General features: G+C 73.8%; 26 protein-coding genes and 1 tRNA gene. 7 read left to right on the forward strand and 20 right to left on the reverse strand.

Translation table 11 applies throughout. The features are described from left to right. The first annotated feature begins 31 nt into the window (after positions 1 to 31). Positions 32 to 331 carry a helix-turn-helix transcriptional regulator gene (locus Ae331Ps2_RS09560; protein ID WP_020621989.1) on the forward strand — a complete coding sequence of 100 codons (300 nt, stop codon included), beginning with the start codon at positions 32 to 34 and terminating at the stop codon, positions 329 to 331. 2 nt (positions 332 to 333) lie between these two features. On the opposite strand, the gene dcd is transcribed toward Ae331Ps2_RS09560, so the two are convergent. Then, positions 334 to 918 carry a dCTP deaminase gene (gene dcd, locus Ae331Ps2_RS09565; RefSeq protein ID WP_075309409.1) on the reverse strand — a complete coding sequence of 195 codons (585 nt, stop codon included), beginning with the start codon at positions 916 to 918 and terminating at the stop codon, positions 334 to 336. 26 nt (positions 919 to 944) lie between these two features. Next, the gene (locus Ae331Ps2_RS09570; protein ID WP_075309407.1) at positions 945 to 2,126 is read right to left on the reverse strand and encodes a UDP-N-acetylglucosamine 2-epimerase; all 1,182 of its coding nucleotides are present in this window, start codon (positions 2,124 to 2,126) and stop codon (positions 945 to 947) included. Positions 2,127 to 2,289: 163 nt separating this feature from the next. Here Ae331Ps2_RS09570 and Ae331Ps2_RS09575 point away from each other — a divergent pair. Beyond that, positions 2,290 to 2,363, forward strand: a tRNA-Gly gene (locus tag Ae331Ps2_RS09575). A gap of 102 nt (positions 2,364 to 2,465) precedes the next feature. Here Ae331Ps2_RS09575 and Ae331Ps2_RS09580 read toward each other — a convergent pair. From Ae331Ps2_RS09580 to Ae331Ps2_RS09655, 16 genes are all read right to left on the reverse strand, one after another. Beyond that, positions 2,466 to 3,638, reverse strand: coding sequence for a tyrosine-type recombinase/integrase (locus Ae331Ps2_RS09580; protein ID WP_075298567.1), 1,173 nt, complete (start codon positions 3,636 to 3,638; stop codon positions 2,466 to 2,468). Further along, positions 3,638 to 3,868: a helix-turn-helix domain-containing protein gene (locus Ae331Ps2_RS09585; RefSeq protein WP_075298570.1), complete on the reverse strand. Its 231-nt coding sequence runs from the start codon at positions 3,866 to 3,868 to the stop codon at positions 3,638 to 3,640. The genes Ae331Ps2_RS09580 and Ae331Ps2_RS09585 overlap by 1 nt, the downstream gene beginning before the upstream one ends. Beyond that, entirely contained in the window at positions 3,861 to 5,207 is a 1,347-nt protein-coding gene (locus tag Ae331Ps2_RS09590) for a replication initiator (RefSeq protein ID WP_075309405.1), read from the reverse strand. Before Ae331Ps2_RS09590 ends, Ae331Ps2_RS09585 begins: the two co-directional genes overlap by 8 nt. 85 nt (positions 5,208 to 5,292) lie before the next feature. Next, positions 5,293 to 5,970, reverse strand: a complete 678-nt coding sequence (locus Ae331Ps2_RS09595; protein ID WP_249265623.1) for a hypothetical protein — start codon at positions 5,968 to 5,970, stop codon at positions 5,293 to 5,295. After that, entirely contained in the window at positions 5,967 to 6,182 is a 216-nt protein-coding gene (locus tag Ae331Ps2_RS09600) for a hypothetical protein (RefSeq protein WP_075298576.1), read from the reverse strand. The genes Ae331Ps2_RS09595 and Ae331Ps2_RS09600 overlap by 4 nt, the downstream gene beginning before the upstream one ends. Further along, entirely contained in the window at positions 6,182 to 6,700 is a 519-nt protein-coding gene (locus tag Ae331Ps2_RS09605; RefSeq protein WP_249265622.1) for a hypothetical protein, read from the reverse strand. The genes Ae331Ps2_RS09600 and Ae331Ps2_RS09605 overlap by 1 nt, the downstream gene beginning before the upstream one ends. Before the next feature lie 42 nt (positions 6,701 to 6,742). Next, complete coding sequence (locus Ae331Ps2_RS09610) at positions 6,743 to 7,567, reverse strand: transposase family protein (protein ID WP_075329683.1); 825 nt, start codon at positions 7,565 to 7,567, stop codon at positions 6,743 to 6,745. A 282-nt stretch (positions 7,568 to 7,849) separates the two neighbouring features. Next, positions 7,850 to 8,314: an SRPBCC domain-containing protein gene (locus Ae331Ps2_RS09615; protein WP_083748384.1), complete on the reverse strand. Its 465-nt coding sequence runs from the start codon at positions 8,312 to 8,314 to the stop codon at positions 7,850 to 7,852. 70 nt (positions 8,315 to 8,384) lie between these two features. Then, positions 8,385 to 8,759 (reverse strand): hypothetical protein, encoded by a 375-nt coding sequence (locus Ae331Ps2_RS09620; protein WP_075309399.1) that lies wholly within the window; start codon positions 8,757 to 8,759, stop codon positions 8,385 to 8,387. 54 nt (positions 8,760 to 8,813) lie between these two features. Further along, on the reverse strand, positions 8,814 to 9,446 hold the full coding sequence (locus Ae331Ps2_RS09625; protein WP_075309397.1) for a pyridoxamine 5'-phosphate oxidase family protein: 633 nt from the start codon (positions 9,444 to 9,446) through the stop codon (positions 8,814 to 8,816). Between the two features lie 78 nt (positions 9,447 to 9,524). Beyond that, complete coding sequence (locus Ae331Ps2_RS09630; protein WP_075309395.1) at positions 9,525 to 10,172, reverse strand: maleylpyruvate isomerase N-terminal domain-containing protein; 648 nt, start codon at positions 10,170 to 10,172, stop codon at positions 9,525 to 9,527. Further along, positions 10,169 to 11,122, reverse strand: coding sequence for a ketopantoate reductase family protein (locus Ae331Ps2_RS09635; protein ID WP_075309393.1), 954 nt, complete (start codon positions 11,120 to 11,122; stop codon positions 10,169 to 10,171). The genes Ae331Ps2_RS09630 and Ae331Ps2_RS09635 overlap by 4 nt, the downstream gene beginning before the upstream one ends. 77 nt (positions 11,123 to 11,199) lie before the next feature. Next, entirely contained in the window at positions 11,200 to 11,922 is a 723-nt protein-coding gene (locus Ae331Ps2_RS09640; protein ID WP_075309391.1) for an alpha/beta fold hydrolase, read from the reverse strand. A 9-nt stretch (positions 11,923 to 11,931) separates the two neighbouring features. After that, on the reverse strand, positions 11,932 to 12,756 hold the full coding sequence (locus tag Ae331Ps2_RS09645) for a DMT family transporter (protein ID WP_020623642.1): 825 nt from the start codon (positions 12,754 to 12,756) through the stop codon (positions 11,932 to 11,934). A gap of 67 nt (positions 12,757 to 12,823) precedes the next feature. Further along, positions 12,824 to 13,156 (reverse strand): hypothetical protein, encoded by a 333-nt coding sequence (locus Ae331Ps2_RS09650; RefSeq protein ID WP_139319220.1) that lies wholly within the window; start codon positions 13,154 to 13,156, stop codon positions 12,824 to 12,826. Positions 13,157 to 13,443: 287 nt separating this feature from the next. After that, entirely contained in the window at positions 13,444 to 15,492 is a 2,049-nt protein-coding gene (locus tag Ae331Ps2_RS09655) for an Hsp70 family protein (RefSeq protein WP_139318885.1), read from the reverse strand. Positions 15,493 to 15,740: 248 nt separating this feature from the next. Between Ae331Ps2_RS09655 and Ae331Ps2_RS09660 the strand changes: the two genes are divergently transcribed. The 4 genes from Ae331Ps2_RS09660 to Ae331Ps2_RS09675 all read left to right on the forward strand — a co-directional run bounded on the left by Ae331Ps2_RS09660 (position 15,741) and on the right by Ae331Ps2_RS09675 (position 20,957). Next, complete coding sequence (locus Ae331Ps2_RS09660) at positions 15,741 to 16,547, forward strand: hypothetical protein (protein WP_075309387.1); 807 nt, start codon at positions 15,741 to 15,743, stop codon at positions 16,545 to 16,547. Between the two features lie 123 nt (positions 16,548 to 16,670). Beyond that, on the forward strand, positions 16,671 to 17,468 hold the full coding sequence (locus Ae331Ps2_RS09665) for an IniB N-terminal domain-containing protein (RefSeq protein WP_075309385.1): 798 nt from the start codon (positions 16,671 to 16,673) through the stop codon (positions 17,466 to 17,468). 175 nt (positions 17,469 to 17,643) lie between these two features. After that, positions 17,644 to 19,482 (forward strand): dynamin family protein, encoded by a 1,839-nt coding sequence (locus Ae331Ps2_RS09670; RefSeq protein ID WP_075309383.1) that lies wholly within the window; start codon positions 17,644 to 17,646, stop codon positions 19,480 to 19,482. Continuing rightward, positions 19,479 to 20,957 carry a dynamin family protein gene (locus Ae331Ps2_RS09675; RefSeq protein ID WP_075309381.1) on the forward strand — a complete coding sequence of 493 codons (1,479 nt, stop codon included), beginning with the start codon at positions 19,479 to 19,481 and terminating at the stop codon, positions 20,955 to 20,957. Before Ae331Ps2_RS09670 ends, Ae331Ps2_RS09675 begins: the two co-directional genes overlap by 4 nt. Before the next feature lie 7 nt (positions 20,958 to 20,964). Here the strand turns inward: Ae331Ps2_RS09675 and Ae331Ps2_RS09680 are convergent, their stop codons facing one another. Beyond that, entirely contained in the window at positions 20,965 to 21,414 is a 450-nt protein-coding gene (locus Ae331Ps2_RS09680) for a MarR family winged helix-turn-helix transcriptional regulator (RefSeq protein WP_075309379.1), read from the reverse strand. 141 nt (positions 21,415 to 21,555) lie between these two features. Here Ae331Ps2_RS09680 and Ae331Ps2_RS09685 point away from each other — a divergent pair, with 141 nt between their 5' ends. Then, on the forward strand, positions 21,556 to 22,347 hold the full coding sequence (locus Ae331Ps2_RS09685) for an SDR family NAD(P)-dependent oxidoreductase (RefSeq protein ID WP_075309377.1): 792 nt from the start codon (positions 21,556 to 21,558) through the stop codon (positions 22,345 to 22,347). Between the two features lie 10 nt (positions 22,348 to 22,357). Here Ae331Ps2_RS09685 and Ae331Ps2_RS09690 read toward each other — a convergent pair whose 3' ends face one another. After that, on the reverse strand, positions 22,358 to 24,961 hold the full coding sequence (locus Ae331Ps2_RS09690; RefSeq protein WP_083695404.1) for a helix-turn-helix transcriptional regulator: 2,604 nt from the start codon (positions 24,959 to 24,961) through the stop codon (positions 22,358 to 22,360). Positions 24,962 to 25,012: the final 51 nt, after the last annotated feature.

Genomic DNA, 25,012 nt, shown 5'->3' on the forward strand with positions numbered 1-25,012 from the left:
ATCAGTTCGAACGCAGTCGTACCATCGGGGCATGCAGGACGATCCGAGCCGCGATGAGCTGAGCATCGAGACCGTGATCGCGGCACTCGACCATCCGGTGCGGATGCGGGTCGTCCGCACCCTGGCCGCCCTCGGCGAGGACGAGACGCTCACCTGCCAGGAGATCCTCCCCGACATGACCAAGAGCAGCGCGAGCCATCACTGGCGGACGCTGCGGGAGTCGGGCGTGATCGAGCAGCGGCGCGACGGCAGGGTGCTGCGGACCCGGCTGCGGCGCGTCGATCTCGACGCGCGGTTCCCCGGGCTCGTGGCGGCCGTCGTCGACGGGTGAGCTCAGCTCCGCCGGGTGTCGGTGCGGTGGAAGCTGCGGAACGCGCGCGACGGGGTCGGCCCCCGCTGCCCCTGGTAGCGCGACCCGACACCCTCGGTGCCGTAGGGCCGTTCGGCCGGGCTGGACAGCCGGAACAGGCACAGCTGCCCGATCTTCATCCCCGGCCACAGGGTGATCGGCAGGTTCGCGACGTTGGACAGCTCCAGCGTGATGTGCCCGGTGAAGCCCGGGTCGATGAACCCGGCGGTGGAGTGGGTCAGCAGACCCAAGCGCCCGAGCGAGCTCTTGCCCTCCAGCCGACCGGCCAGGTCATCGGGCAGACCGACCCGCTCGAACGTCGACCCCAGCACGAACTCGCCGGGGTGCAGCACGAACGACTCGCCGTCCGGCGTCTCCACCGGGGTCGTCAGCTCGTCCTGCTGCTGGGCGGGGTCGATGTGGGTGTAGCGCGAGTTCTGGAAGACGCGGAAGAACCGGTCCAGCCGGACGTCGACGCTGGACGGCTGGAGCATCTCGACGTCCCACGGGTCGAGCACGAGCCGGCCGGACTCGATGTCCTTGCGCAGGTCGCGGTCGGAGAGCAGCACGCCGACAGCCTATCCAGGACCGACGGTCACGCTTCGGAGGACTCCTCGGAGTCCGACTCCACCTCGCCGGAACCGTGCCGGCCGCCGCCCACGAGGTCGTCGGGCAGCTGCGGCGAGCGGGTCAGCCCGAACATCCAGGCGATGGCCTGCTCGGCCCGGGCGGCCTCGAAACCGTCCGACGCAGCGGCGCGACGCCCGTGGTCACCGTCGAGCACCTGCGCGACGGCGGCGGCCGTGTCGTGGGCGGCGATGCTGCGGATCGAGTCGCCGGGCTGCGGCACGTTCGGCCCGTCGACCAGCACCGCCAGGGTGCCGAGGCCGGGCGCGTCGACGACGAGCTCGTGATCGTCGCTGACCAGGACGGTCGCTGCGGCGAGCACGGCCAGCTGGTCGGGCAGCGGGGGCTCGGGCACGGCCGTCACCCGGGGGTGAGTGCCGAGCGATCGGGCCGTCTCCCCGGCGGCGAGCGCACCGAAGAGCACGATCTCGATCCGCGGGTAGCGCTCCAGCAGGTCCGCGACGCCGCGCAGCACCGGCGACGACGAGGCCCGCGCCAGGTCGACGACGATCAGCCTGCGGCGCTCGTCGTGCACCCGCTCCAGCGCGTCGACACAGCCCTGGTGCTGCGGACCGGGCAGCGAGTTGATCGTGTCGCCGATGGTCAGCACGTTCGGGCCGAGGGGGCTGCCCAGCGCGGAACCGCTGGTGGTGAGGAACAGCGACGCGAGCTGGCCGATGACCCGCCGGTGCGCCTCCTGCGGGAACGGGCACAGCAGGTCGTCGGTGCCCATCCCGGCCTGCATGTGCACGATCGGGATCCGCCGCCAGAACGCGACCGTCGCCGCGACCTCGGCGGCCAGCCCGCCGCCGTGCACCAGCACCGCGGACGGGTCCTGGTCGACGAGCAGCTGGTCGAGCCGGGTGAACAGCGCCGCGGCGACGTCGGCCATGCCGGGCCCGGTGTCCAGCGGCAGCAGGATCGTGATGTCGGTGGGGACACCGAGCGCCTCGAACGCCTCGTGGACGGCCATCGGGTCCGGCCCGGTGGCGACGGTGATCCCCCGGATGCGGTCCGCCGCCGCGACGGCCCCGGCGACCGGGGCGAGCCGTGCGACCTCGGGACGGCTACCGGCGATGAGCAGGACGTCGTGCTCGTGGTCCGGGGGGAACCCGGACGCATCGACCGACATCGGGTCGAACACCGTCATCGCAGTCACCTTCCGGCCGAGGCGTGACCGACGGTGCCGAGTGTGCGCGGAGCGGGTGGCCCGGTCGAGACGTGCGCGCCCGGTGGTCGGTTCGTGCGGTGGCCGGGGCGGGGAGGTCCATGACAGGTCTGCGGATCGTGGTGCTAAGGTGATCTCGCGACATGCGGATGTAGTTCAATGGTAGAACATCAGCTTCCCAAGCTGAATACGCGGGTTCGATTCCCGTCATCCGCTCCATCAACGAAGGCCCAGGTCAGCGGCAGATTTTCCGTCGAACCTGGGCCTTCGTCGTTCTCGGTGAACGGCCTCGCGTGCTATCCCCGTGCGATTCGGGATGGCTCACCCGGCGACCGGCGGATCGCGCTCGTCGTCCTGGGAGCGCGTGGCCCCACGCCGCTGGTCGTCGACCAGGCCGCTCAGCCCGTCGGCGATCCGGCGGTCGGCCGAGCTGGTCGCGCGCTGGTAGATCAGGGCCGCCCGCATGTCGTCGTGCCCCATCCGGGACATCAGGTCCTTGGTGCTCGCGCCGGTCTGGGCGGCCCAGAGGTTGCCGGTGTGCCGCAAGTCGTGGAAGTGCAGGCCGGGCGCTCCGATCTTCTTCACCGTCTCGACCCATCGGACCAAGTTGTTGAAGTGCGCCCGACGCAGGGCCCCGCCTTTGGGCCCGGTAAACAGCAGCGCGTCCGGGGCCGCGCCGACGTACTCGCGCAGGTGCTCGACCAGCTCCGGGCGCACCGCTGTCGGGATGCTGATCGTCCGGACTCCGGCACGGGACTTCGGCGGCCCGACGACGATCCCGCGGCCGACGACCTCGGTGTGGGCGACGCTGACCCGTACCCAGCTCCCGTCGGGGGCGACGTCCTGCCGTCGCAGTGCTGTCGCCTCTCCCCACCGCAGCGTCGCGAACGCGGTCACGATGATCAGCATCCGTAGCCGCCGGTAGCGCATCGCGTCGGCCAGCTCGAACACCTGCGGCAGCGTCAGGACCGGGCGTTCTGCCGGGTTCTCCTGGTCAGCGCCGCGCACCCGGCACGGGTTCCGGGCGAGGATGCGATCCTCCTCTACCGCGGTGTTCAGCACGGCCCGGAGCAACCGGTACGCCTTGGCAGCCATCGTCTGGGAGACCCCGGCGGCGAGCAGGTCGGCCCGCCACTGCCGGACGAGCGCCGTGGTCAGCTCACCGAGCGCGACCCCGCCCAGAGTGGGGACGATGTGCCGGGCCAGCAGCCACCGGTACAGCTCCACGGTGCGGGGCCGGAGTCCGGCACGCTGCTCGACCCAGCTCTCGGCGTAGTCGACGAGCCGGACCTTGGCCCGGGACGGGTCCGTCCACTCACCCTGACTGATCGTCGCCTCGACGCGGGACAGGTAGACGTCGGCGTCCGCCTTGCGCGCGAAGGTGGTCGATGCGGTCCGACGCTGGCCGTCCGGCCCGAGGTAACTCGCCTGGTAGCGGCCGGACGGGAGCTTGCGGACGTGCCCGAACCGGCGGTGGCCTCGTCGGTTACCCATCAGGCCACACCCCCGAGGTCCCGCCAGACACTCGCGGCGGTCACCGGCTCGACCCGGCCCGCCTGCACGAAGGCGTCGAGGTCGGCGACGGCGAACCGCACATGCCGCCCGACCCGGAAGAAGGTGATCCGGCGTTCGGCGATCAACCGGCGGACGAAGCGCACGGAGGTATTCAGGTGCTCGGCCGCCTGCGGGACGGTCAGGTACTGCGCAGTGGTCGTGTCAGCCACGACGGGGCTCCTTCCTGCTCGTGCGCTGCTCGCGTCGTCGTTCGGCGATGCCGAGGGCGATCTCTCGTTCGGCATCGTTGCGGTGGCCGATGTGGACGACGGCCCAGTCGTTGACCACCAGCACGGAGCCGGGTTCGGCCGGGTTGTCGAGGGCGGCGAGGGTCTGTCCGAGCTGGTAGGTGCGGCGGTCGCCGCGGATGGCGCCGAAGGTGGTCGAGTAGGCGCGGGACTTGGTGAGGAAGTGGCCGCGGAACCCGAGCATGTGGGCCCAGCGGCGCAGGTTCAGGGCCTCGTACTGGTCTTGGCCGCCGAGCTCCCAGGCGGTTTCGATCAGCCGTCGGTGGTGCGGGGTGATGTCGAGGTGGGCGAGGTGGGTGATGTCGCGGATGGGCCGGTCGGTGGCCTCGCTCTTGCCGGTGCCCTTGGTGGCGTACTTGGCGACGTAGGCGGCCAAGGCGGCGTCGGTGATCTCGCCGCCGTCGTTCTCCAGCGCGGCGGCTGCGGTGGAGGTGATGGGCCGGGTGTCGACCTGGGAGCCCCACGCGAGCACGAGCGGACTGCCGTCAGGGCGGGTGACGGAGAACGAGATCTCCTGGGCCGCCTGGCGCACCGCGGCGTTGAGGCTGTCGGTGTCGATCCAGGTGGGTGGGCCGGTGACGGGGCCGTCGGGTCCGTCGAGGCGGACGACGGCGTGGAAGTGCACGAGGCCGCGCCGCTGGTACTCGGCGACCTTGGCATACGACAGCCGGGCGTGGGCGGGGAAGTCGCGGACCTTGACGCCGAGGACTCCGGCGAGGAGGCGGCGCAGGCGGATGGTGAAGCGGTTCCAGAGCTTCCCGGCGTGGGCCTGCCAGAGGATCGCGCCGACGTAGTCGTGGGCGTCGGCGTCGGTGGCGGTACCGATCCTCGGGTCGTCGGGGTGGTGCTTGTCGCCGCAGCTGCAGGGGATGACCAGGCCCCTCGGGCTGACGCGTCGGGTGTGGACGGGCCCGAACGAGGGTGCGGTCAGGGTGACGAACACCCGGGGGTGGTCGGTGGCGGTGTCGGGGACGCCCTTTCCGCCGGCCATTCCTGCGCGGATCAGGTGGTAGGCGTCGGAGGCGTAGCGGTCCGAGCAGGCCGGGCAGACGCTCGCGCGGCGGTTGCCGCAGGGGGCGAGGATGTCGCCGTCGCGTTCGGCCAGCACGGTGCCGGTGGCGCGGTCCTGGATGCGGGCCGAGCCGGTGAGGTGGATCGGGGCGGCGCAGCCGCCCAGGGCGGTGACCTCGCGGCGCCAGGTCTGGAAGTTCTCTGACCGGAGCAGGTGGGACAGGTCGTTGTCGTGCTGGGTAGCCGTCATGGCGGCATCCCTCCGGGATGAGCGTGTGGGGTGGATGGCTCCGGCCCCGCCGGGGCTGTGGGTGCTCTGCGGCGGGGCCGGGCCGTCACCGGCGGGGGCGGGCGCGGTGCTCGTGCTCGATCTCGACCGGGCCCGGGCCCGGGCGGTGGCCGTAGTAGCGGGCCAGCAGCCGCCCGGCGGCCCGGTAGGTGGAGGCATGGCCGACGAGGGCGCCGTGGTCGTTCTCGACCCGGTAGCGGCCTGCCTCGCGCAGGACGGTGCCGCCCTGGCTCGTCCCGGCGAGCAGGACCAGCGCCTTACCCGGCTGAACGACGTCGACCCAGATCACCCCACTGGCGCCCTGGCCGGTGGCCCTCTTCGGCTCGGGTGCCGGACGCGGGTCCGGGACGGGCCGCAGGTGGCCCCACCGGGTGACCATGTCCCGGGTCGCCTTCGGGACCAGGACCGCCCGGGCCGGGCCTTCCTGCCCGGCGTGGTGGATGTGGTGGTTGCCGCCGAGCTTGAGGTGTCCGGAGTCGAGGAGTTGGGCCACGGTGTCGCCGTCGTGCCGGGAGACAGCCTCGGCGCACCCGGGCCGGGCAGGATCGGCCTGGATGACCCGGCCGGTGCGCTCGATCACGAAGAACCCGGGGTCCTGCGCGCCTGCCACGATCCGGGCGACCTCGCGCGGGTCCTGTGTGGCGGCCGGGCCATGCTCGGCGTTCTCGACGATGACCGCGTCGCCGAACAAGGCGTCCTGAACGGTGCCGCTCTGGCCGGTCATGCCGACCACCACCAGGTCGCCCGGGCCTCCCAGGCCCACTCACGGGCGAGCTGGCGCACGACGTACCACTCGGTGACCCCGGCAGCGGCGAGCGCGACCCAGAACCAGCCGGAGCCGGTACCGAGGCACCACCAGGCGGCGCCGACGAGCAGCGCGAGCAGCAGGGTCGTCTTGGCCCACATCGCCAGGGCCCACAGCGTCGTGGTGCGCATCAGGCCACGTCCCGTCCGTCGATGGTGATCACGTCGGCGTCCGGCGGCGGCGTGCACCGGGCGACGAGCTCGGTGATGTCGTCGTCGCTGACGTAGGCGGCGCGGAACCGGACCGGCAGCCGTGAGCCGCGGTCGATGACGAACCCGATCCCGGCGTGGCGGGCGTCGCCGGGGATCTCGTCGGCCAGCGCACCCCGCTCCCGTGCACCTTCACCGAGCACCATGTCGACGTGGCTCGCGGCGGTGACGCCGAGGCAGATCCGCTGCGTGAACAGCTCCCGCACGTCGACGACGTCCTTGCTGGGCTCCTGCAGGTAGCCGTGCACAGAGAACAGCGAGGCCCTGCCCTGCGTCATGACCTCCGCCAGCAGCCCGAGGGCGGTGCGGACGGATGAGCGGTCGCCGTAGGCGGTGAGCATCGCCATCTCGTCGATCACCAGCAGCTCCACCGGCGTCGCCACCGATGGCGTTGCAGCCCGGATGTTCTGCTCGCGCATGTCGTCCTGCCGGTCGCGCATGGCGTCGCGGAACTCAGTGAGGTGTTCTCAGTAGCGGGTTGATCATGTCGTGCGGTCGTACTCGGTGTGGAGTAGTACGAGCGCAGCTGCGGTGATCGCGCCGGTGCGCCAGGGACATAGCGTGACTCGCCGCAACGCGGCGAAGGTGGTCTTGAGCAGGGCGTTTCCGCGTTCGGCCAGAGCACGAAGGGCTGAGTGCAGGGTGTTGACGGTGCGCTGGTTGACCGTCTGCCCGCGGCCGGGGACGGGTTTGATGGGCACGGTGAGCCGGTCGGCTTCGCCTTCGTAGCCGAGGTCGCCCAGCGCGGCGTGGGTGTCGTCGGTGAACGCGGCCAGGCCCTCGAGCAGCCCGGGGTGGGTACGGGCGCAGCGGGTGTCGTGCTCGCGGCCCGGCCGCACGTCGCTGGTCCATAGCGGCCATCCATCAGGTGCGGTGAGGACCTGGATGTTCCCGCCGTGGCGGCGGTGCTTGCCCGACCACCACAGGTCGACCCCGGGGGTGAGGCCGAGCGCGCGGCACCGGTCGGTGGCGATCAGGGTGCCGTCGAGATTCACGTGGGTGTGCCCGGCTGTGCGGGCGGCGAGCAGGGCTCCGTGCAGGCCGGGTGCGGCCGCGGCGAGGACGTCGATGCCTTCGTGCAGGTAACGGTAGGCCGTTGCAGTGCTGATCGCGTTGTCACCGGCCAAACATCGGACCCGGGTAGCATCACAGAACCAGCGGATCACCAGCACTGCCTGGGCGAACGGGGTCAACGCCCGCCGCCGGGTGCCACGTCGACGGCGTTGAAGGACCAGGAGCCGCGCCAGATAGGCCACGGTGCGCTCCCCGATCGGGAGGACAGCGGTGTAGGTGACAGGATCAGACATGCAGGACCTCGGTGACGGTGTCGATCTGTGCTGGACCGAACCGATCTACCGGGGTCCTGCCCCGTTCCCGCTCATCTCACCACCCTCGGCGTGTCGCCACGACCTGCCACCCCGCTACTGAGAACACCTCAGTGACCAGAACCCGCATCTTTACAGGACGGTCGCCAGCTGGCTTAGAAGGTGGCTCCCGATCTTCCGGGGTGAACAAGTCCAGCTGATCGTTCAAATCACGGCCCCCGCGTTCGCTGGACGTCCGAGTCTGCTGCCTATAGCAATACCAGATCACTGCGCCGAGGCACAGAGCGCCGCCAACAAGCGGAGCGATTCAGCGAGCCGATCGGGGCCGACGAGGGGAACACCGAACCTGCGGATGGTGGCAGCGGGTGCGTCGGACCAGTCGTAGGTCAGACGCACCTGCGTCCCATCACCGGTCGGCGCGAGGTCGTATCGCCACGTCCAGCCGAGCGGCGAGCCACCGTGAACGGCCGTGGTCCACGCGATGGTTCGATTCAGGTCGAACATCGTCAGGATGTTGTCGGACAGATAGTGCTCAACGGTGTCGCCGTCGATGTAGGTCATGTTCATTGTGAAGACCTGACCGACGCCGGACAGGATCTCGGCGGTGGTCGGCTCTCCGACCATCGCCGACCCGTCGAAGTGCCGATGCATCGCCGGGTCGCGCAACAGCTCGAATGCTGCCGATGCCGGCGCGTCCATGACGGTGGCGGCGGCGTGGGCTGTGGACACCACCGTGATACTGCCGCATCTGCACCTTTCGGTGCCCTCCCTCCGCTCCCCCTGGACGGGGACGACGGGGTCAGAGCGCGGGCGGCGCGTCGCGGCGGGCGACCCACCAGGTCACCATCCCGGCCCCGGTGAGCAGCGGGACGAGCACGAGCACCGCGGGACCCGCGAACACCGCGACCACACCCAGGGTGATCGCCGCGATCCCGGCGCCGAGGCCGCTGGCCACGGCCAGCACCGTGGCCCGCTCGCCGATCGGCTCCCCGGCCACCCAGGACAGGGTGCGGGCCACCCCTGCGACCACCACCGCCAGCACGATCCCCGCGACCACCGCGGCCAGTGGCAGCGCGGCACCCGCCGCGAGCGCGACCGGGATCGCGAGCGCGGTGAGAACGGCAAACAGCAGGGCGCGCAGGGACCGCCGCAGCGGCGGGACGGGGGGTGTCACGTCTCCCCATTGTGCAGGGGTTGACCTGGGGTTTCGATGTAACCTGCGCGACCCTCAGTAGAGTCGGGCCGCGTAGCCGGCGCCGTAGTACTCCTCGATCTTCTCCAGCGGCTCGTCGGGGCGGGCGAGCCGCTTGGCGAGCTGCGCGGTGGAGGGCAGCGCGTCCGGCGCGGGCCAGCTCTCCGTCGCCCACAGCTCGGAGCGCAGGAACGCCTTGGGGCAGTGGAAGTAGATCTGCTCGATCGCGACCTCGCAGGCGAGCAGCGGCCGTCGGCCCTTCACGGCGAGCTCGTCGAAGTAGGGCGCGTCGCGGACGAGGCGGGCCCGGCCGTTGATGCGCAACGTGTCGTTGCGCCCCGGCACCAGCAGGATGACGCCGACGTGCGGGTTCTCCAGGACGTTGCGCCAGCCGTCGACACGACCGTTGCCGGGACGCTCGGGGATCGCGACCGTGCGGTCGTCGACGACGTGCACGAACCCGGCCGGGTCGCCCTTCGGCGAGACGTCGCAGGTGCCGTCCCGGCCCGACGTCGCCAGCAGCAGGAACCGGGACGCCGCCAGCCAGGCGCGGTGCACGTCCACGAGGTGGTCGCGTTCCTTCGCCAGGGCGGGTGCGATCGGCTGCCCGGTGATCTGCTGCAGCTCGGCGAGGGTGCGGATCTCGGTTCCGTGCGCGTCGGACGTCATGGGTCGACGGTAGGCGCGGACGGGCGCGGGGCCGAGAGAATTCCCGGTCACGGGCGTGGGGACGACCGGCATCACCTGCTAGCCCAGGACGGGCGTCATGCCCGGCTCCCGCCCGGTGGCGGCCAGCGCGAGCGCCGTGTCGTCCTCCCACCCCGCGACGGCGGCGTCCCCGGCCAGGCGCAGCACCGTCTCCCGCACCACCGCGAGCCCGGACGCCGGCGGCGTGGGCGCGTCCGGCAGCACGACGGTCATGTCGAGGTGGTGCACCACGACCTCCACCACCCAGGTCGCGACGAAGTCGCCGACGTCGAGGACGACCCCCTGGAACTCCAGCCGGTAGGGCCGCTCGAGGTCGGCGACGAGCCGGCGCAGCCCGCGCACGGTCGTCGCGACGTGGGCGACCTGACCGGTCGGGCGGGCGTAGGCCGCGGCGACGGCGCGGGCGAAGCGCTCGTGCGCCCAGCCCGGCTGCTCGGACCCGGGCGGCGGTGCGGTCCAGTAGGTCGCGAGGTCGGCGTCGGCGGGACGGTCGGTGCGGGCGGGGAACCCGGCGAGCATCTCGACCAGGCCCAGGTGCAGGTGCGCGAGGACGTCGGCGGCGAGCCAGCCGTGACAGCGGCTGCGAGCGTGCAGGTCGGTGTCGTCGACGTGGTCGAGCAGCGCGGACAGCCCGTCGAGCGTGTCGAGGAACGCGGGCCGCGCCACGTCGAGCGGATAGGCCGTCACAGCAGATCGGCCCCGGACCGCGAGGCCGGCTGCTCCCCGGCCGCGGCCATCTCCTCGGCCACCCGCATCAGCTCGGTGTTGACCGGGGTCGCGATCCGGTGCGCCGCGCCCAGGGCCACGATCTCGCCGTTGAGGTACCGGGCCTCGATGGAACCGGAACCGCGCCGGAGGCTCTGCCACGACGACGAGCCCCGCCGCGTCGCACCCGCGACCGGCCGCTCGGTGATGATGCCCTCCCGGCGGACGCGGTCGTCGTCGCCGGTCCTGGCGGTGATCCCGGCCGCGGCGAGCACGGCGTGGCCCTCCGCGGTCGCGGCCTCGACGAGGCGGGGGGCGTCCGGGTCGTCGAGCCCGCAGATCGCGTCGACCGCGTTGGCCAGGTTCGTGAGCAGCTTGCCGTACTTCGCGGCCATCACGTCCGGGTCGGCGCGGGAGGAGAACCCGGCCGCGGTGAGGTCGGCGACGATCGCTTCGGTGGTGGCGTCGACCCCGGAGGGGAACCGGCCGACGTCGAGCACACCCGGGACCGGCGACGACGACGCGACGACGACACCCGGTTCGTAGTGCTCGGCGGGCAGGATCACCAGCATCGCCTGCACCCGGTCGGTGCGACGCGCGGCGAGGCGCTCGTTGGCGACGCCGTTCTGCGCGCACGCCACGGTGATCCCGGGGGCCGCCTTGAGCAGCGCGGCCAGCGGCGGCGGGGTGTCCTGCGACTTGACGGCGAGGATCGCGACGTCGTCGGGGGTGGGGCGGGCCTCGGCGACCGTGCTCACGGCCTCCACCGGATGGGTGGTCGACCCGTCCGGGGTGTCCAGGCGCAGCCCGTGCTCGCGGATCGCGTCGAGGTGCGCGCCCCGGGCGACGGCGACGACCTCCCGCCCCGCCGCGTGCAGCCGCGCCGCGATCGTCCCGCCGACCGCCCCTGCCCCGATCACCACGTAACGCACGACGACGATCCTGACTCAACCGTCGTGCCGGCGCACCACCGACGGCGGGGCAGTGGGTGCCCGCCGTCGTGGAGGAATCAGACCAGGTGGGTGGCGAGGAACCGGTCGACGGCGGCGCGGCCGTCGGCGACGTGCGGCTCGACCTTCCACTGCTCCACCAGCTCCGCGCCCGGTGCGAGCTCGGCGAGCCGGCGCGACACCGGCTCCGGGTGGAAGGCGTCGGTCCCCATGAGCACCAGCCACGGCGTCGTGACGTGGGCGAGCGCCTCGTCGGGAACGGAGTACAGCATCCCGCCGCCGCCCCACATGTTCGTGCGGAACGCGGCCCAGTCGTCGTCGGGGACCCCGGGGTGGTCGGCCTCGATCCCGGCGCGCCAGCTCTCGAAGCTCTTCTCGAACAGGTGCTGGTTGTCGGCACGGCCGATGGGCTGCAGCGCGACCGCGGCCCGGATCCGCTGCGGCTCGGTGACCAGCAGGTTCGCGATGTAGGCGCCGCCGATGCACATGCCGAGCACCGCGCACTCGGAGACGCCGAGGTGGTCCAGCAGGGCCAGCTGGTCGGCGGTGTAGGTGTCCCAGCCGTCGTCGCCGTGGATGTCGGCGACCGAGGACCCGGCGTTGCGCTGGTCCATCGCGATGACGCGGTACCGCTGGGCGAGGTGGGTGACCGGGTTCCAGGGAGCGTTGTCCCAGGCCGCGATCGTCGAGTTCATGCCGCCCGGGGCGAGCAGCAGGACCGGGAAGCCCGTGCCGTGCTCCTCGTAGTGCAGTGTCACGCCGGGGCGCTCGAAGGAGGGCATGAGCCGAAACTAGGCCACCCGCGGAGGAGTCCGCTTCTCCGGACGGCGTCGCGCCAGGATCGAGGTGCCGTAGACGACGAGCGCCAGCCCGAGCAGCAGCAGCCACCACAGACCGGGGCGGACGGTGTCGTCGAGCAGCGTGATGCCGACCAGACCGGGCACGACGACCTGGGTGACCATGTAGAGCGCGGTCACCGTGGAGACGTCGCCGAGCTGCAGCGCGCGGGCGTAGTTGTACAGGCCGGTCAGCGCCATGCCGACCAGGATGTAGACCAGCGGCTCGCGCAGCAGACCGGCCAGGTCGACCCCCTCGGACACGTGCATCGCGCGGATGCAGACCGAGCCGCCGCCCAGCCCGAGCCCGGCGAGCACCGCCGACGGCCACGGCTTGGTCGAGTTGGTGACCGCCAGCGTCGCCCCCATGAACACCACGAGCGCCGCGATCAGGACGGCCACGGTCGTGCCGTGGCCGGTCAGTGCCTGCTTGCGCTCGGTCCCCGCGCTGCCGGCGACGAACGCGAGCCCGAGGATGCTGGCGCCGATCGCCAGCCGGTGCACCGGCCGCAGCCACTCGCCGCGGAAGTAGCGGGCGTACAGGGCCGTCATCGCGATGGCCCCGGCGAGCGTGGCCTGCACCGCGAAGATGGGGATGTACTGCAGCGCCACGACCATGCAGAGCCAGGTCACGAGGTCCATCCCGATCCCGCCGACGAACCGGGGCCGGGCCAGGACCGCGCTGGTGCGCCCGCCCTGGTTGGCCGCGTCGGCCTGGAGGATGGCGGCGACGGTGCTGCAGAGCATCGCGAGCACCGCGAAGAACATCCCGATCAGCACGGGCGGGCCCGGGTCAGGTCACGGGCGGCACGCGGGAAGATCGGCACCGGCCGATTGTGACGTACTGCTACCGGGTGCCGGCCGGGCGGGCGTCCGACGGGGCGGGCCGCTGCTCGGGCAGCGCCGCGGGCATCTCGAAGAAGCCGCTCATCAGCCCGCGGCCGGGCTGCTCGTCACGCGTGTCGGCGGCGGCCTGCCAGGGAGACGTGCCTGCCTGGACGGCCCGGCGCTGCGCCAGCACGGCCCGCGGGCGCTCGGTGAGGACCAGGACGCCGACCATCAGGGCCACCCCCACCAGCAGCGGCCCGCCGACCACCAGGATCGGCCAGCCCACCACGACATAGGCGAGCACCAACGCACCCGCTGCCATGCCGATGACCGCCCCCGCCAACCGCGTCACCACGCGCCCCTCTCACCCGTGCCCCCGAACCGTGACGACCACGGTTTTACCACGTCGGAGGGGGTGGAGACGGGCGGCGCGACGCGGTCGCGCTCACACCTTCGGGCGCGGCCGTATCGCATTCCCGCATGGGGCCGAGCCGGCGTGGGGGCTCCCGTGTCCACGCCGGCCCGGCGGTCCGAATCATCCCGCCCCGGGGTCCGGGCGGGACGGGGTGGGGGTCACTCCGCGCTGTCGTCGCAGCGCACAGCGTGATCGGTGATCGATTTCCTTGTCCCCCAGGATGATCACGCGGCTGCCGGAGCGACGCTCGACGACGGCGCGGGAGCCGTCGTGGTCGGGCCCGGGGCCGGGGTGGTCGGGGCGGTGGCGGGCGGGGTGGTGACCGGCGGGGTGGCCGGATCGGACGTGCCCTCCGCCGGCGTGTTCGGGCTCGTGCTGGTCGCCGGCGGCGACGTGGCCGGCGGGGGCGACACCACTGGGGCGGACGGCACGGCCGGAGCCGGAGCAGCCGGGGCAGGCGCGGCCGGAGCCGGGGCGCCGGGCGCGGCCGGCGCAGCGGCACCCGCGGCGGGGCGGGCCGCGACGCCCCCGGTGGCCGCGCCACCCGAGGCGCCGGCGCGCGTCCCACCCACGGGGGCGCCCGCGACCGGGCCGGACGCGGCGCCGGGCGCCGGGGCGGCCCCCGGAGCGACCGGAGCCGGTGCGACGGCCGGTGAGCTCAGCACGGGGGCCGCGCTCAGCTCACCGATCCCCGGGCTCGTCGTGGGCCAGAACAGCAGCGCACCCGCGATGGCGGCGGCACCGGCGAGGCCACCGGCACCGACCATCAGGCGCTGCCGGGTGACCACGCCGCGGCGGGCCGCGCCGGCGGGGGCGTCCCGGGTGACCAGGGTGTCCGGCGCGGGACGCTCCGGGCGGGCGATGGCCGGGGCGGTCACCCGTCCGGCCCCGAGGACCGACGGCCGTGCGGGGGCGGGGGGCTGGGCCGTACGGGTGCGGGGGACCGCGGTCAGCGGGCCGGTCGGCGGCTCCGGGTCGAGCAGGGCGACGGCCGTGCGGTCCGCGGCGGGCGCCTCGGTCCGTGCGGTCCGCTCCCGCTCACCGCGGGTCGGCCACGCCGGGGTGGTCCGGTCGGTGCGGTCGGTGCTGCCGGCGCGATCGACGGTGTCCGGCCCGGGCCGGTCCCAGGGGCTGCGCCCGGCCGGGTCGACGGGCTCGCGGGGAGTGGGGACACCGGCCAGCGGCACCATCCGCACACCGGGCCAAGAGGTCCCGGCGCCCGGCGCGACGGCCAGCGCGGCGCCCCGGGCGGCGTCGGCCACCGGGTCCGCGACGACGGCGACCGGGCGGCCCAGTGCCGCCGAGACCGCCTGCACCACGACCGGCATCCGTGCGGCGCCGCCGGCGAGCAGCACCTCGGCGTCCGGGGCGGCGGCCACGACGTCCTGCACCAGGTCGGTGACCGGCTCGAGCAGCGGGCGGGTGAGCTCGTCGAGGTCGGAGCGGTGGATGCGGACCGCGGTTCGCAGGCCGGGCAGCTCCACCGGGACGGTCGCGACCGTGTCCCGGGACAGCAGCTGCTTGGCGGCGCGGCACTCGTCGCGCAGGGAGGTCAGAGCGGCCACGGTCCGCGGGTCGTCGGGGTCGAGCGCGTCGAACGCGGCGGCCGTGGCCGGGGAGGAGGACTGGACGAAGGCGAACACCGCGTCGTCGACGTCGGCGCCACCGGTCCGGCAGGTCAGCGTGCGGCCGACGGCGTCGGGCAGCACCCCGGGTGCGGCCGCGGCCAGCACGGTCGCGGTGGTCCCGTTGCCCCCCAGGTCGACGACGGCGAGCGGCCCCCCGGCCGGCACGACGGTGCGGTGGGCGAGCGCGACGGCCTGCGGCGCGGTCACCAGCGAGACGGTCAGCCCGCGGCGGCGCAGGGCGGCGGCCAGCAGGTCCCGCTTGTGCCGGCCCCAGCCCACCGGGCAGGTGACGCCGATCCGGGACGGCGGGCCACCGTGCCGGGTGGACACCTCGTCGACCAGGACGCGCACCAGCCGGGCGCACAGGTCCTCGGCCGCGTAGGCGAAGCCGCCCAGCGACAGCGGTGTCGGGTCCCCGACCCGGTCGAGGAAGCCGCGTGCGACACGGTCCGGCTCGGCCGGGGCCCGGCGACGGGCGGGCTCACCACAGAGCAGGTCGCCCCCGGGCGTCGCGACGAGCACCGCGGGGAGCACGTCGCTCCCGTCGCGGCCGCCCAGCCGGACGGACTCCGCGGCACCACCCGTGCGCAGCACGGCCGCGGTCACCGAGGTGGCCCCCAGATCGATCCCGAGCAGGTACGACACCACTGCTCCCCCCTCGTCGAACCGGCACGCCGGCGTGGTCCTCTCCCCGACCCATCGGCGGGGGCCGCTCCGGCGTTAGCCGGTGCCGCGCAGCGGAACGAAGTGGGGGACCGATCCCCTAACGGCCCCCCGACGGACCCGGAGCGATCCCCGATGGCCGGGCGGCCCGGCACCCCTAGCTTTCGTCGTCAACACCGGTCGTCGCCGACGGACCGGTCACCCCCCCCCGAGCGACTCCGGAGGCCGACATGGCTGCACACGACATCTCGCTGATCGACTTCATCAAGCTCCTGCTCGGCAGCGGCTCCGAGAGCATCCAGGTCCGCGACTGGTTCAACGACAACCCGAACGCGGTCCTGCAGCACTACGGCCTCGCCGACCTGTCCCCGGAGGACGTCCGCGACGCGCTGGTCATCGCGCAGGACAACGACACCGTGTCCTTCGACCGCCACTACGACACCGGCTTCAACTGGGGCGGCGACAAGGGCGGCTGGAGCGAGGGCAAGGGCGACCACGGCCACAAGGCCGCCGCCTCCCACGAGAACGTGCACGTCAAGGACGTCTGGCACACCGAGAACATCGACGACCGCGACACCATCGTCGACAACTCCGTGAACCAGCACATCAACACCCACGGCGGCGACTTCGACCAGGACATCGACATCCGGTCGACCACCGCCTCCGGTGACGGCGCGGTGGCCGCCGGCGGTGACATCGACGGCTCCACCATCACGACCGGCAACGGCAACGTCGTGGGCGACGGCAACAACGTGGTCAAGGGCGACGGCAACACCTCCGCCTTCGGTTCCGGCTCGGCCACCAAGACCGGCGACATCTCCGCCGACAAGGGCGGCGCGGTCTCCATCGGCGGCAACGCGACCGGCTCGCACGACGCGACCGACTCGTTCAACAAGACCTGGACCGAGACCCACGAGAACACCGAGATCCACGACTCCGGGAACCTCGACGCCAGCACCGAGACCCACACGTCGATCGACGACCACAGCCACACCGACATCGCGTCGCACAACGGCATCGACCTCGCCGTCGGCTGACCCACCGCACCGCCCGGTGACCGGGCCGGGACGCCCCCGACCCCGGCCCGGTCACCACCTCCCTCACCACCCGAACCCTCCGCCGAGCGCGCGAGCCCGGCGGCACCCGCAGAGGAGATCGCCATGTCCGTCGAGAAGTCGCTGATCCAGTTCATCCTGGACCTGCTGAAGGACCCCAAGGCCCTGGCCGAGTTCAAGGAGGACCCGCACGGTGTCCTCGCCCAGTGCGGCCTCTCCGAGGTCTCCGCCGACGACGTCCGCGACGCGCTGGTCCTGGCCCAGGACAACGACGACGTGTCCTTCGACCGCGACTACAACACCGGCGGCGGCCACGGCGGCCACCACCACACCCCGCCCCCGCCGCCCGTGCACCACGGCGAGGACCCGGTCAAGTACATCGACAAGTACGTGACCAACAACCACTACACCTACAACGTCGACGACCGCGACACCATCGTCGACAACTCGGTGAACCAGAACATCGACACCGGCGGCGGCGACTTCAAGCAGTCGATCGACACCAAGTCGGTCGTCGCGTCCGGCGACGGCTCGGTGGCCGCCGGCGACGACATCCGCGACTCGACCGTCACCACCGGCCACGACAACATCGTGGGCGACGACAACAACGTGGTGAAGGGCGACGACAACACCTCCGCCTTCGGTTCCGGCTCGGCCACCAAGACCGGCGACATCTCCGCCGACCACGGTGGCGCCGCGGCCGTCGGTGGCACCGCCACGGGCTCGAACGACGCGACCGACTCGTTCAACAAGACCCACACCGAGACGCACACCTCGACCGACATCGACGACTCGTTCAACACCGACGCGAGCCAGCACACCGACACCGATGTGGACAACCACAGCCACACCGACGTGCTGTCGCACAACGACGTCTCCACCGACGTCCACGTGGGCCTCTGACCCACCGCTGACCCACCGCACTGCTCCGGGCGGAGGAGCAGGTTCGACCGCCCGGACCGACGGCCCCGGCCACCCACCCCGTGGGTGACCGGGGCCGTCACCGTTCGTGTATCCATGACGAGGACGTGACGGATGCCGCCGGGCACCGTCCGCGACGTATCTGGGGGGAGCGGTCGTGGCAGTGCCGGAGGCGGTCGCGCTCGTCGACCTCGCCCTCAAGGCGGTCACTGCCTACGACCGCCCCGACCTGGCGCCGCGGCTGCGGCAGACGAAGGCGCGGCTGACCGACCCGGTCGTGCGGGTGCTGGTCGTCGGCGAGTTCAAGCAGGGCAAGAGCCAGCTGGTGAACGCGCTGGTCAACGCCACCGTGTGCCCCGTCGACGACGACATCGCCACCGCCGTGCCGACGCTCGTGCGCTTCGGCGAGGAGACGTCGGTGACCCTCGTGCGCGAGGCCCCCGGGCCCGACGGCGTGGCGACCGAGAAGGCCGAGCGGACCGTCGTCGGGCTCGACCAGCTCGCCGAGCACGTCTCCGAGGCCGGCAACCCCGGCAACCGGGCCCGGCTCACCCGCGCCGAGGTCACGCTGCCCCGCAAGCTCCTGCAGAGCGGGCTGGCCCTGGTCGACACCCCCGGCGTCGGCGGGCTCGGGTCCGCGCACGGCGCCGCGACGATGTCGGCGCTGCCCACCGCGGACGCGGTGCTGCTGGTCTCCGACGCCAGCCAGGAGTACACCGCCCCCGAGCTGGAGTTCCTGCAGGCCGCGCGCAAGCTGTGCCCGAACGTCGCCTGCATCGTCACCAAGACCGACCTGTACCCGCACTGGCGGCGGATCGTCGAGCTCGACGAGCGTCACCTGCGCACCGCCCGGATCGATGCCGAGCTGCTGCCGGTCTCCTCCGCGCTGCGGCTGCACGCGGCCCGCACCCAGGACCTCGACCTCATCGCCGAGTCCGGCTTCCAGGCGCTCACCAGCTTCCTGCTGCGCAAGGTCGTCGGTGCCGCGGACGACCTGGACCGCCGCTCCACCAGCCAGGACGTCCTCGTCACCTGCCAGGCCCTGGAAGCCACGATGCGGGCCGAGCTGATGTCGCAGAACGACCCGGAGAAGGCCGGTCAGCTCGCCCGCGAGCTGGAGGCCGCGCGGTCGCGCGTCGACGGGCTGCGCCAGCGCTCCGCGCGCTGGCAGACCACGCTGACCGACGGCGTCGCCGACCTCATCGCCGACATCGAGTACGACCTGCGCGACCGGCTGCGCGCGGTCTCCCGCGACGCCGAGCAGCTCCTGGAGGACGCCGACCCGGCCGACATCTGGGACCAGTTCGCCGAGTGGTTCCACAAGCAGGTGGCCCACGCCGTCGCACAGAACTTCGTGTGGACGACCGAGCGGGCACGCTGGCTGGCCGAGCAGGTGGCCGAGCACTTCGCCGAGGCCGTCGACGTGACCCTGCCCGAGCTGCGGGTCGCGGGCGGCTCGGTGGCCGGGCTCGTCGACCCGCTGGAGATGCCCGCGGACGAGAAGTTCGGCATCGGGCAGAAGCTGTTCGTCGGCGCCCGCGGCGGTTACGGCGGCATGCTGATGTTCGGTCTCGCCTCCACCTTCGCCGGGATCGCCCTGCTCAACCCGCTCTCGGTCGGTGCGGGTCTGCTGTTCGGCGCCAAGACCGTGCGCGACGAGAAGAAGCGCTTGAAGCAGCGCCGCCAGGCCGAGTCGAAGAACGCCGTGCGCCGGCACATCGACGAGGTCACCTTCCAGGTCGGCAAGGACTCCCGGGACAACCTGCGCCGCATCCAGCGCGACCTGCGCGACCTGCGCGACCACTTCACCACCGTCGCCGACGAGCTGTCCGAGGCGCTGAAGGAGTCGGTCGCGGCCGCGCAGACCGCCCTGAAGGACGACGCCGAGCGTCAGCAGCGCGTCGCGGACCTGGAGGCCGAGCTGGAGCGGGTGACCGGCCTCGCCGAGCGGGCCAGGGCGCTGGCCGCGGCCGTGGGCTCCGGTGGTCCGGCGTGAGCGCGCTGACCGAGCAGACCCGCGCGCTGCTGCGCCGGACCCTGGACGCCTACGGCGACTCCCCGCAGGCCGCGGGCTGGCTGCGCCACCACCTGGACCGGTTCGACGAGCCGCTGCGCGTCGCGATCGCCGGGAAGGTCAAGGCCGGCAAGTCCACCCTGCTCAACGCCCTGGTCGGCGAGCGGATCGCACCCACCGACGCGGGCGAGTGCACCCGCATCGTCACCTGGTACGCCGACGCCCCCGCCCCGGGCGTGCGGATGCACCTGCGCTCCGGCGCCGACCGTCCGCTCACCCTGGCCCGCCGCGACGGCGCACTGCAGATCGATCTGCAGGGCGCCCGGGTGGAGGACGTCGACCGGCTGCACGTCGACTGGCCGTCGCAGCACCTGCGCCGCACCAACCTGATCGACACCCCCGGCATCGGGTCGCTGACCGCCGACGCGGCCGGCCGGGCCGGGGAGTTCCTCACGCCGGAGGACACCCCGTCGCCCGCCGACGCCGTCGTCTACCTGATGCGTCACCTGCACGCCGGTGACGTGCGGTTCCTGGAGGCCTTCCACGACCGCGGCGTCGCCCGCGCGACCCCGGTGAACACCATCGCGGTGCTCTCGCGCGCCGACGAGATCGGCGTCGGCCGGCTCGACGCGCTGATCTCGGCGCGCCGGATCGCGCGGCGCTACCGCGGCGACGACAAGCTGCGGGGGCTGTGCCAGACCGTCGTCGCCGTCGCCGGGCTGCTCGCCGAGACCGCCCGCACCATGCGGCAGGACGAGTACGTCGCGCTCACCGAGCTCGCCGCGCTCCCGCGTGGCGACGTGGAGGCGCTGCTGCTGTCGGCCGACCGGTTCGGACGCACCGACCTCGACCGGCCCGACGCCGCCACTCGGATCGCGCTACTGGAGCGGTTCGGCCTGTTCGGCGTCCGGCTCGGGACCACGCTGATCCGCCAGGGCGTGAAGGACCCGACCGCGCTGGCCGACGACCTGGTACGCCGCTCCGGACTCGACGAGCTGCGCTCGGTGCTCGACACCCAGTTCTCCGAGCGCCGCGACCTGCTCAAGGCCCGCTCCGCGCTGCTCGCCGTCGACCTCGTGCTGACCCGTGAGCCCCGCCCGGCGACGGCCGCGCTGCGTGCCGAGGTGGAGCGGATCCTGGCCGGGGCGCACGAGTTCGTGGAGCTGCGGGCCCTGGCCGACCTGCGCGCCGGGAAGATCGTGTTCCCGCCGGAGGCGCTCGCCGACGCCGAACGGCTGCTCGGCGGCGAGGGCGGCTCGGCGTCGGCCCGGCTGGGGCTCGACGGCGCCGCGGGCCCGCGCGAGGTCCACGACGCCGCCTCCGAGGCGCTGCGCCGCTGGCGGCGACGGGCGGAGAGCCCGCTGACCGGGCGGGCCTCTGCGGAGGCCGCGCGGATCGTGGTGCGCTCCTGCGAGGGGCTGCTCGCCGAGGCGTCCCGCCCGCACGCACACCAGTAGGCAGCGGTCAGGGCGTCGCGTCCAGGGCGTGCAACGCCGCGACCAGCGGCGCCAGCTCGGGTCGCGTCGCCGCGTCGGCCAGTGCCCGTTCCAGCGCCCGGTCGTGGCCCGGGCGGGCGCTCTCCAGGAGCAGACGCCCCTGTTCGGTGAGCTCGGTGTAGATGCCGCGCCGGTCGGTGGGGCACAGGTACCGCTGCAGCAGCCCCCGGTCCTCCAGCCTGCCGACCAGCCGGGTCGTCGCCGACTGGCTCAGCGCCACCACCGACGACAGCTGGGCCATCCGCAGGTGGTACCCGTCCTGGCGGGCCAGCGCGTCGAGCACGGTGTACTCCACCACCGACAGCCCGTACGAGCGCTGCAGCGCCCGCTCCAGGTCGTCCTCCAGCCGGGCGTGCAGGGCGGCCAGGGTGCGCCACCCCCGCGCCCGCGTCTCGACCGCGTCGTCGTCGAGCGACATGGCGTGCCTCCCCTTCGGGTGTCGGTGCTACCTTGGCGGCGTCAGCAATAACCAGCGTGTGCAACTACCGGCGTACGCCGACTGTTGCACGTGCCGTCCCCACGATACGAGACGGCCGCCCCGACTCCTGGAGAGACAGCCATGCACCTCGACCTGACCGGCCGGACCGCCCTCGTGACGGGCTCCACCCAGGGCATCGGACTCGCCATCGCCGTCGGCCTGGCCCGCGCGGGCGCCCGGGTCGCGGTCAACGGCCGTACCGCGGACCGGGTCGACGCGGCCGTCGCCCGGGTCCGGGACGAGTCCGACGGAGAGGTCGTCGGTGTGGCGGCCGACGTCACCACCGACGACGGCACCGCGACCCTGGTGGCGGCGCTGCCCGACGTCGACGTCCTGGTCAACAACCTGGGCGTCTTCGGCGCCCAGGAGGCCCTCACCATCACCGACGACGACTGGCGTCGCTACTTCGAGGTCAACGTCCTGACCGCCGCCCGGCTGATCCGGACCTACCTGCCCGGCATGCGGGATCGCGGCTGGGGCCGCGTCCAGAACATCGCCAGCGACTCCGCGATCGTCATCCCGGCCGAGATGATCCACTACGGCGTGTCCAAGACGGCGCTGCTGGCGCTGTCCCGGGGGTTCGCCAAGGAGGCGGCCGGCAGTGGGGTCACCGTCAACTCGGTGATCGCCGGGCCGACGCACACCGCGGGCGTCGAGGACTTCGTGTACCAGCTGGTCGATCCGGCCCTGCCCTGGGACGAGGCCCAGCGCGAGTTCATGCGCACCCACCGGCCGCAGTCGCTGATCCAGCGGCTGATCGAGCCCGAGGAGATCGCCCACATGGTGACCTACCTGGCCTCCCCGCAGGCCTCGGCCACGACCGGGGCCGCGGTCCGGGTGGACGGCGGTTACGTCGACTCGATCCTGCCCTGACCGGGCGGGGTCAGCCGCGGTCGCCCAGGATCCGGCGGAGCTCGTCGAGCAGCTCGCTGCGGCTGCCCACCCCGAGGCGCTGGCGCATCCGGGCCACGTGGTGTTCGACGGTCTTCGCCGAGATGAACAGCGCCTCACCGATCTCACGCTGGGTGCGCCCTTGCACGACGAGCTCGGCGACCTCCAGCTCACGCTCGGACAGCAGTCCCGACGCGGCCGGCTCCGGGGCGGCCTCGACGGGCTCCGGAGCCGCGACGGTGGGCTCCTCGGCCACCGGGCGGGGCTCCTCCGCCGGCGGTGGGACGGTCCCCTGACGCAGGTCCGTGCCCGCGGCCTGCAGGGCCCGCGCGCAGGCCAGCAACGCCGACACCGCGCGCCGGTCCCCGGTCCGCAACGCCGCCTGCCCGGCGAGGCGGCCGCCGTCGAAGGACAGGCCGACGGCGTGCAGCCCGCGGGCGGCGGCCTCGACCTCGGCCGCGTCGACCCGGTCCTCCAGCACCCCCACCCAGTGCGGGGCCGCCGTCGCCATGGCGTGGGCGAAGCGGCTGCCGCAGGCCGCGCGCTGGAGCTCGTCGGAGCGGGCGCGGGCGGCCTCGACGTCGTCGGTGAGGACCGCGGCCTGCAGCCGTGCCCAGTGCAGCGGGGCGGCCCACAGCGCGGGCCGGCCGAGCCGGTCGAGCAGCGCGTCGGCCTCGGCGAGGTGCGGGGCCACCCAGCTCTCCTCCCGCAGCCGCGACGCCGCGGTCACCAGCTCCCCGAGCGGCTGCAGCACGTAGAGGTCGACCGGGTGGCGGACGATCGCCTGCCGGGCCCGCGTCCAGGACCGCATCAGGGCGCCGAGGTCGGACTGGCGGCGGGCGATCGCCACCTGTAGTGCCGCGGCGAGGAACTCGTCGCGCGGTTCGAGGGGGTCGTCGCCCTCGTCGACGGCGGCGAGCCGCTCCGACGCCGGGCCGGTCGCGCCGCGCAGCAGCGCGATCCAGCCGAGCAGCAGCCGGTGCCGGGCCCGGGCGGGTGCCCCGCCGAGCCCGGTCCGCAGGGCACGGTCCAGTACGGACGCGGCGACGTCGAACTCCCCGGTGTGCACGGCCACCAGCGCGGCCAGCGCGGCCGGGGTGTCGGGCAGCAGCGCGGCGCCGTGCGCGGCCTCCAGGAGCCCGGCGGCGCGGGCCAGGCCGGACAGTGCTGCCGTCGGGGAGCCCTCGACCGAGTCGAGCATGCCGCGGGCGGTCAGATCGTCGGCGCCGTCGACCAGGGTGGGCGCACGGCCGGCGACGAACCCGGAACCGCCGCCGTCGCCCCCGACGACGGCGCGGGCCTCCTCCAGTGCCCCGGTCCCGATCAGGACGGGCACGGCCGCAGCGGGCAGGTGCTCCCCGGACACCGCGGCGGTCCACCGGTACAGCTCGGCACTGCGCGCCAGCAGACCCCGCCGGGCGAGGACGGCGGCCGCGACCGACCCGGCCCGGACGGCGTCGGTGGCCTCGACGGCGTCGGTCGCCGACAGCACCGAGTCGGCGTGCCCGAGCGCACCGTCGAGGTCCCCCGCTACGAGGTGGGCCTGCGCGCGGTGCGCGGCGACGGTCAGCGGGGGTGTCCCCGCGGCGACGGCCTCGGCGTAGAACCGGACCGCGTCCGGGCTCTCCGCGCGGGCCGCCTCGGCCGCGGCGGCCCGGAACACCGTGGCGGCACGCTCCCCGGAGGCCCCGGACCCGCGCAGGGTGCGGGCGACGGCGAGCACGCTCCCGCCGCGGTCGAGCTCGATCTCGGCGAGGTGGCGGCGCAGCTCGGCCCGCCGGGCGGGCGCGACCCTGGCTCGGATCGACTCGGCGACCAGCGGGACGACCCGCCCGTCGGGGGTGCAGAGCCCCGCGGCGACGGCCCGTCCGGACAGCTCGTCGAGCTCGGCGATCTCGGCGCCGACGCCGATGCCGGCCGCGTCGGAGATCCCGAGCAGCGGGACGAGCACCTCGCCGTCGACGGGGGCACCGAGCGCGAGCGCGGTGACCAGCTCGACCACCCGTGGGTCCTCGGCGTCGACGGCGTAGCCGATCTGCTCGGCGAGCTGCGGCGGCACCGGCCCGCCGACCCGCCCGTGGGCGAGCAGCCGGTCGACCAGCATCGGGGCCCCGGCGGTGCGCTCGGCGACGACCCGGACGGCCTCGTCGGAGATCCGGACCCCGGCGACGCGGGCGGCCCGCGCGGCGATCCCGGCCGCGTCCAGGGAGCCCAGGACCAGCGGCGGCGCGGCGGCGGCCAGCGTCGCGCCGAGCCGGGCCAGCGCACGGCTGCGCGGCCACGGTCGGAACGCGACGACCAGGCGGGCGTCCGGGCGGCCCGCGTACCCGCGCAGGTCGGCGAGCGCGTCGTCGCCGAGCTCGTGGGCGTCGTCGACGACCGTCACGTCCTGCTCGGCACCGGCCTCGGTCCACACCCGGACGAGCTCGCGCAGCAGGGTCGACTTGCCCGCACCGGCCGGACCGGTGACGGCCACCAGGCGCGGCGCGGCCGGGTCCTCGGCGACCTCCCGGACCAGCGCGATCGACGCGGGGGACCCGGCGAGCGGGCCGGTCGACGGCGCGGCAGGGGTGGGAGACGTCGTCGGTGCCGCCATCCTCGTCCGCCCTCCGGGTCACCCGATCGGGTCGCCCGATCGGGGACGACC

The organism is Pseudonocardia sp. Ae331_Ps2 (assembly GCF_001932405.1).
Lineage (GTDB): Bacteria > Actinomycetota > Actinomycetes > Mycobacteriales > Pseudonocardiaceae > Pseudonocardia.

Bases quoted from the DNA above. Each gene is read 5' to 3' on its own strand.
- Ae331Ps2_RS09560 (WP_020621989.1), top strand. From the start codon at position 32: ATGCAGGACGATCCGAGCCGCGATGAGCTGAGCATCGAGACCGTGATC.
- Ae331Ps2_RS09570 (WP_075309407.1), bottom strand. From the start codon at position 2,126: ATGACGGTGTTCGACCCGATGTCGGTCGATGCGTCCGGGTTCCCCCCG.
- Ae331Ps2_RS09580 (WP_075298567.1), bottom strand. From the start codon at position 3,638: ATGGGTAACCGACGAGGCCACCGCCGGTTCGGGCACGTCCGCAAGCTC.
- Ae331Ps2_RS09590 (WP_075309405.1), bottom strand. From the start codon at position 5,207: ATGACGGCTACCCAGCACGACAACGACCTGTCCCACCTGCTCCGGTCA.
- Ae331Ps2_RS09595 (WP_249265623.1), bottom strand. From the start codon at position 5,970: ATGACCGGCCAGAGCGGCACCGTTCAGGACGCCTTGTTCGGCGACGCG.
- Ae331Ps2_RS09600 (WP_075298576.1), bottom strand. From the start codon at position 6,182: ATGCGCACCACGACGCTGTGGGCCCTGGCGATGTGGGCCAAGACGACC.
- Ae331Ps2_RS09605 (WP_249265622.1), bottom strand. From the start codon at position 6,700: ATGCGCGACCGGCAGGACGACATGCGCGAGCAGAACATCCGGGCTGCA.
- Ae331Ps2_RS09610 (WP_075329683.1), bottom strand. From the start codon at position 7,567: ATGTCTGATCCTGTCACCTACACCGCTGTCCTCCCGATCGGGGAGCGC.
- Ae331Ps2_RS09625 (WP_075309397.1), bottom strand. From the start codon at position 9,446: ATGACGTCCGACGCGCACGGAACCGAGATCCGCACCCTCGCCGAGCTG.
- Ae331Ps2_RS09640 (WP_075309391.1), bottom strand. From the start codon at position 11,922: ATGCCCTCCTTCGAGCGCCCCGGCGTGACACTGCACTACGAGGAGCAC.
- Ae331Ps2_RS09660 (WP_075309387.1), top strand. From the start codon at position 15,741: ATGGCTGCACACGACATCTCGCTGATCGACTTCATCAAGCTCCTGCTC.
- Ae331Ps2_RS09665 (WP_075309385.1), top strand. From the start codon at position 16,671: ATGTCCGTCGAGAAGTCGCTGATCCAGTTCATCCTGGACCTGCTGAAG.
- Ae331Ps2_RS09680 (WP_075309379.1), bottom strand. From the start codon at position 21,414: ATGTCGCTCGACGACGACGCGGTCGAGACGCGGGCGCGGGGGTGGCGC.
- Ae331Ps2_RS09685 (WP_075309377.1), top strand. From the start codon at position 21,556: ATGCACCTCGACCTGACCGGCCGGACCGCCCTCGTGACGGGCTCCACC.
- Ae331Ps2_RS09690 (WP_083695404.1), bottom strand. From the start codon at position 24,961: ATGGCGGCACCGACGACGTCTCCCACCCCTGCCGCGCCGTCGACCGGC.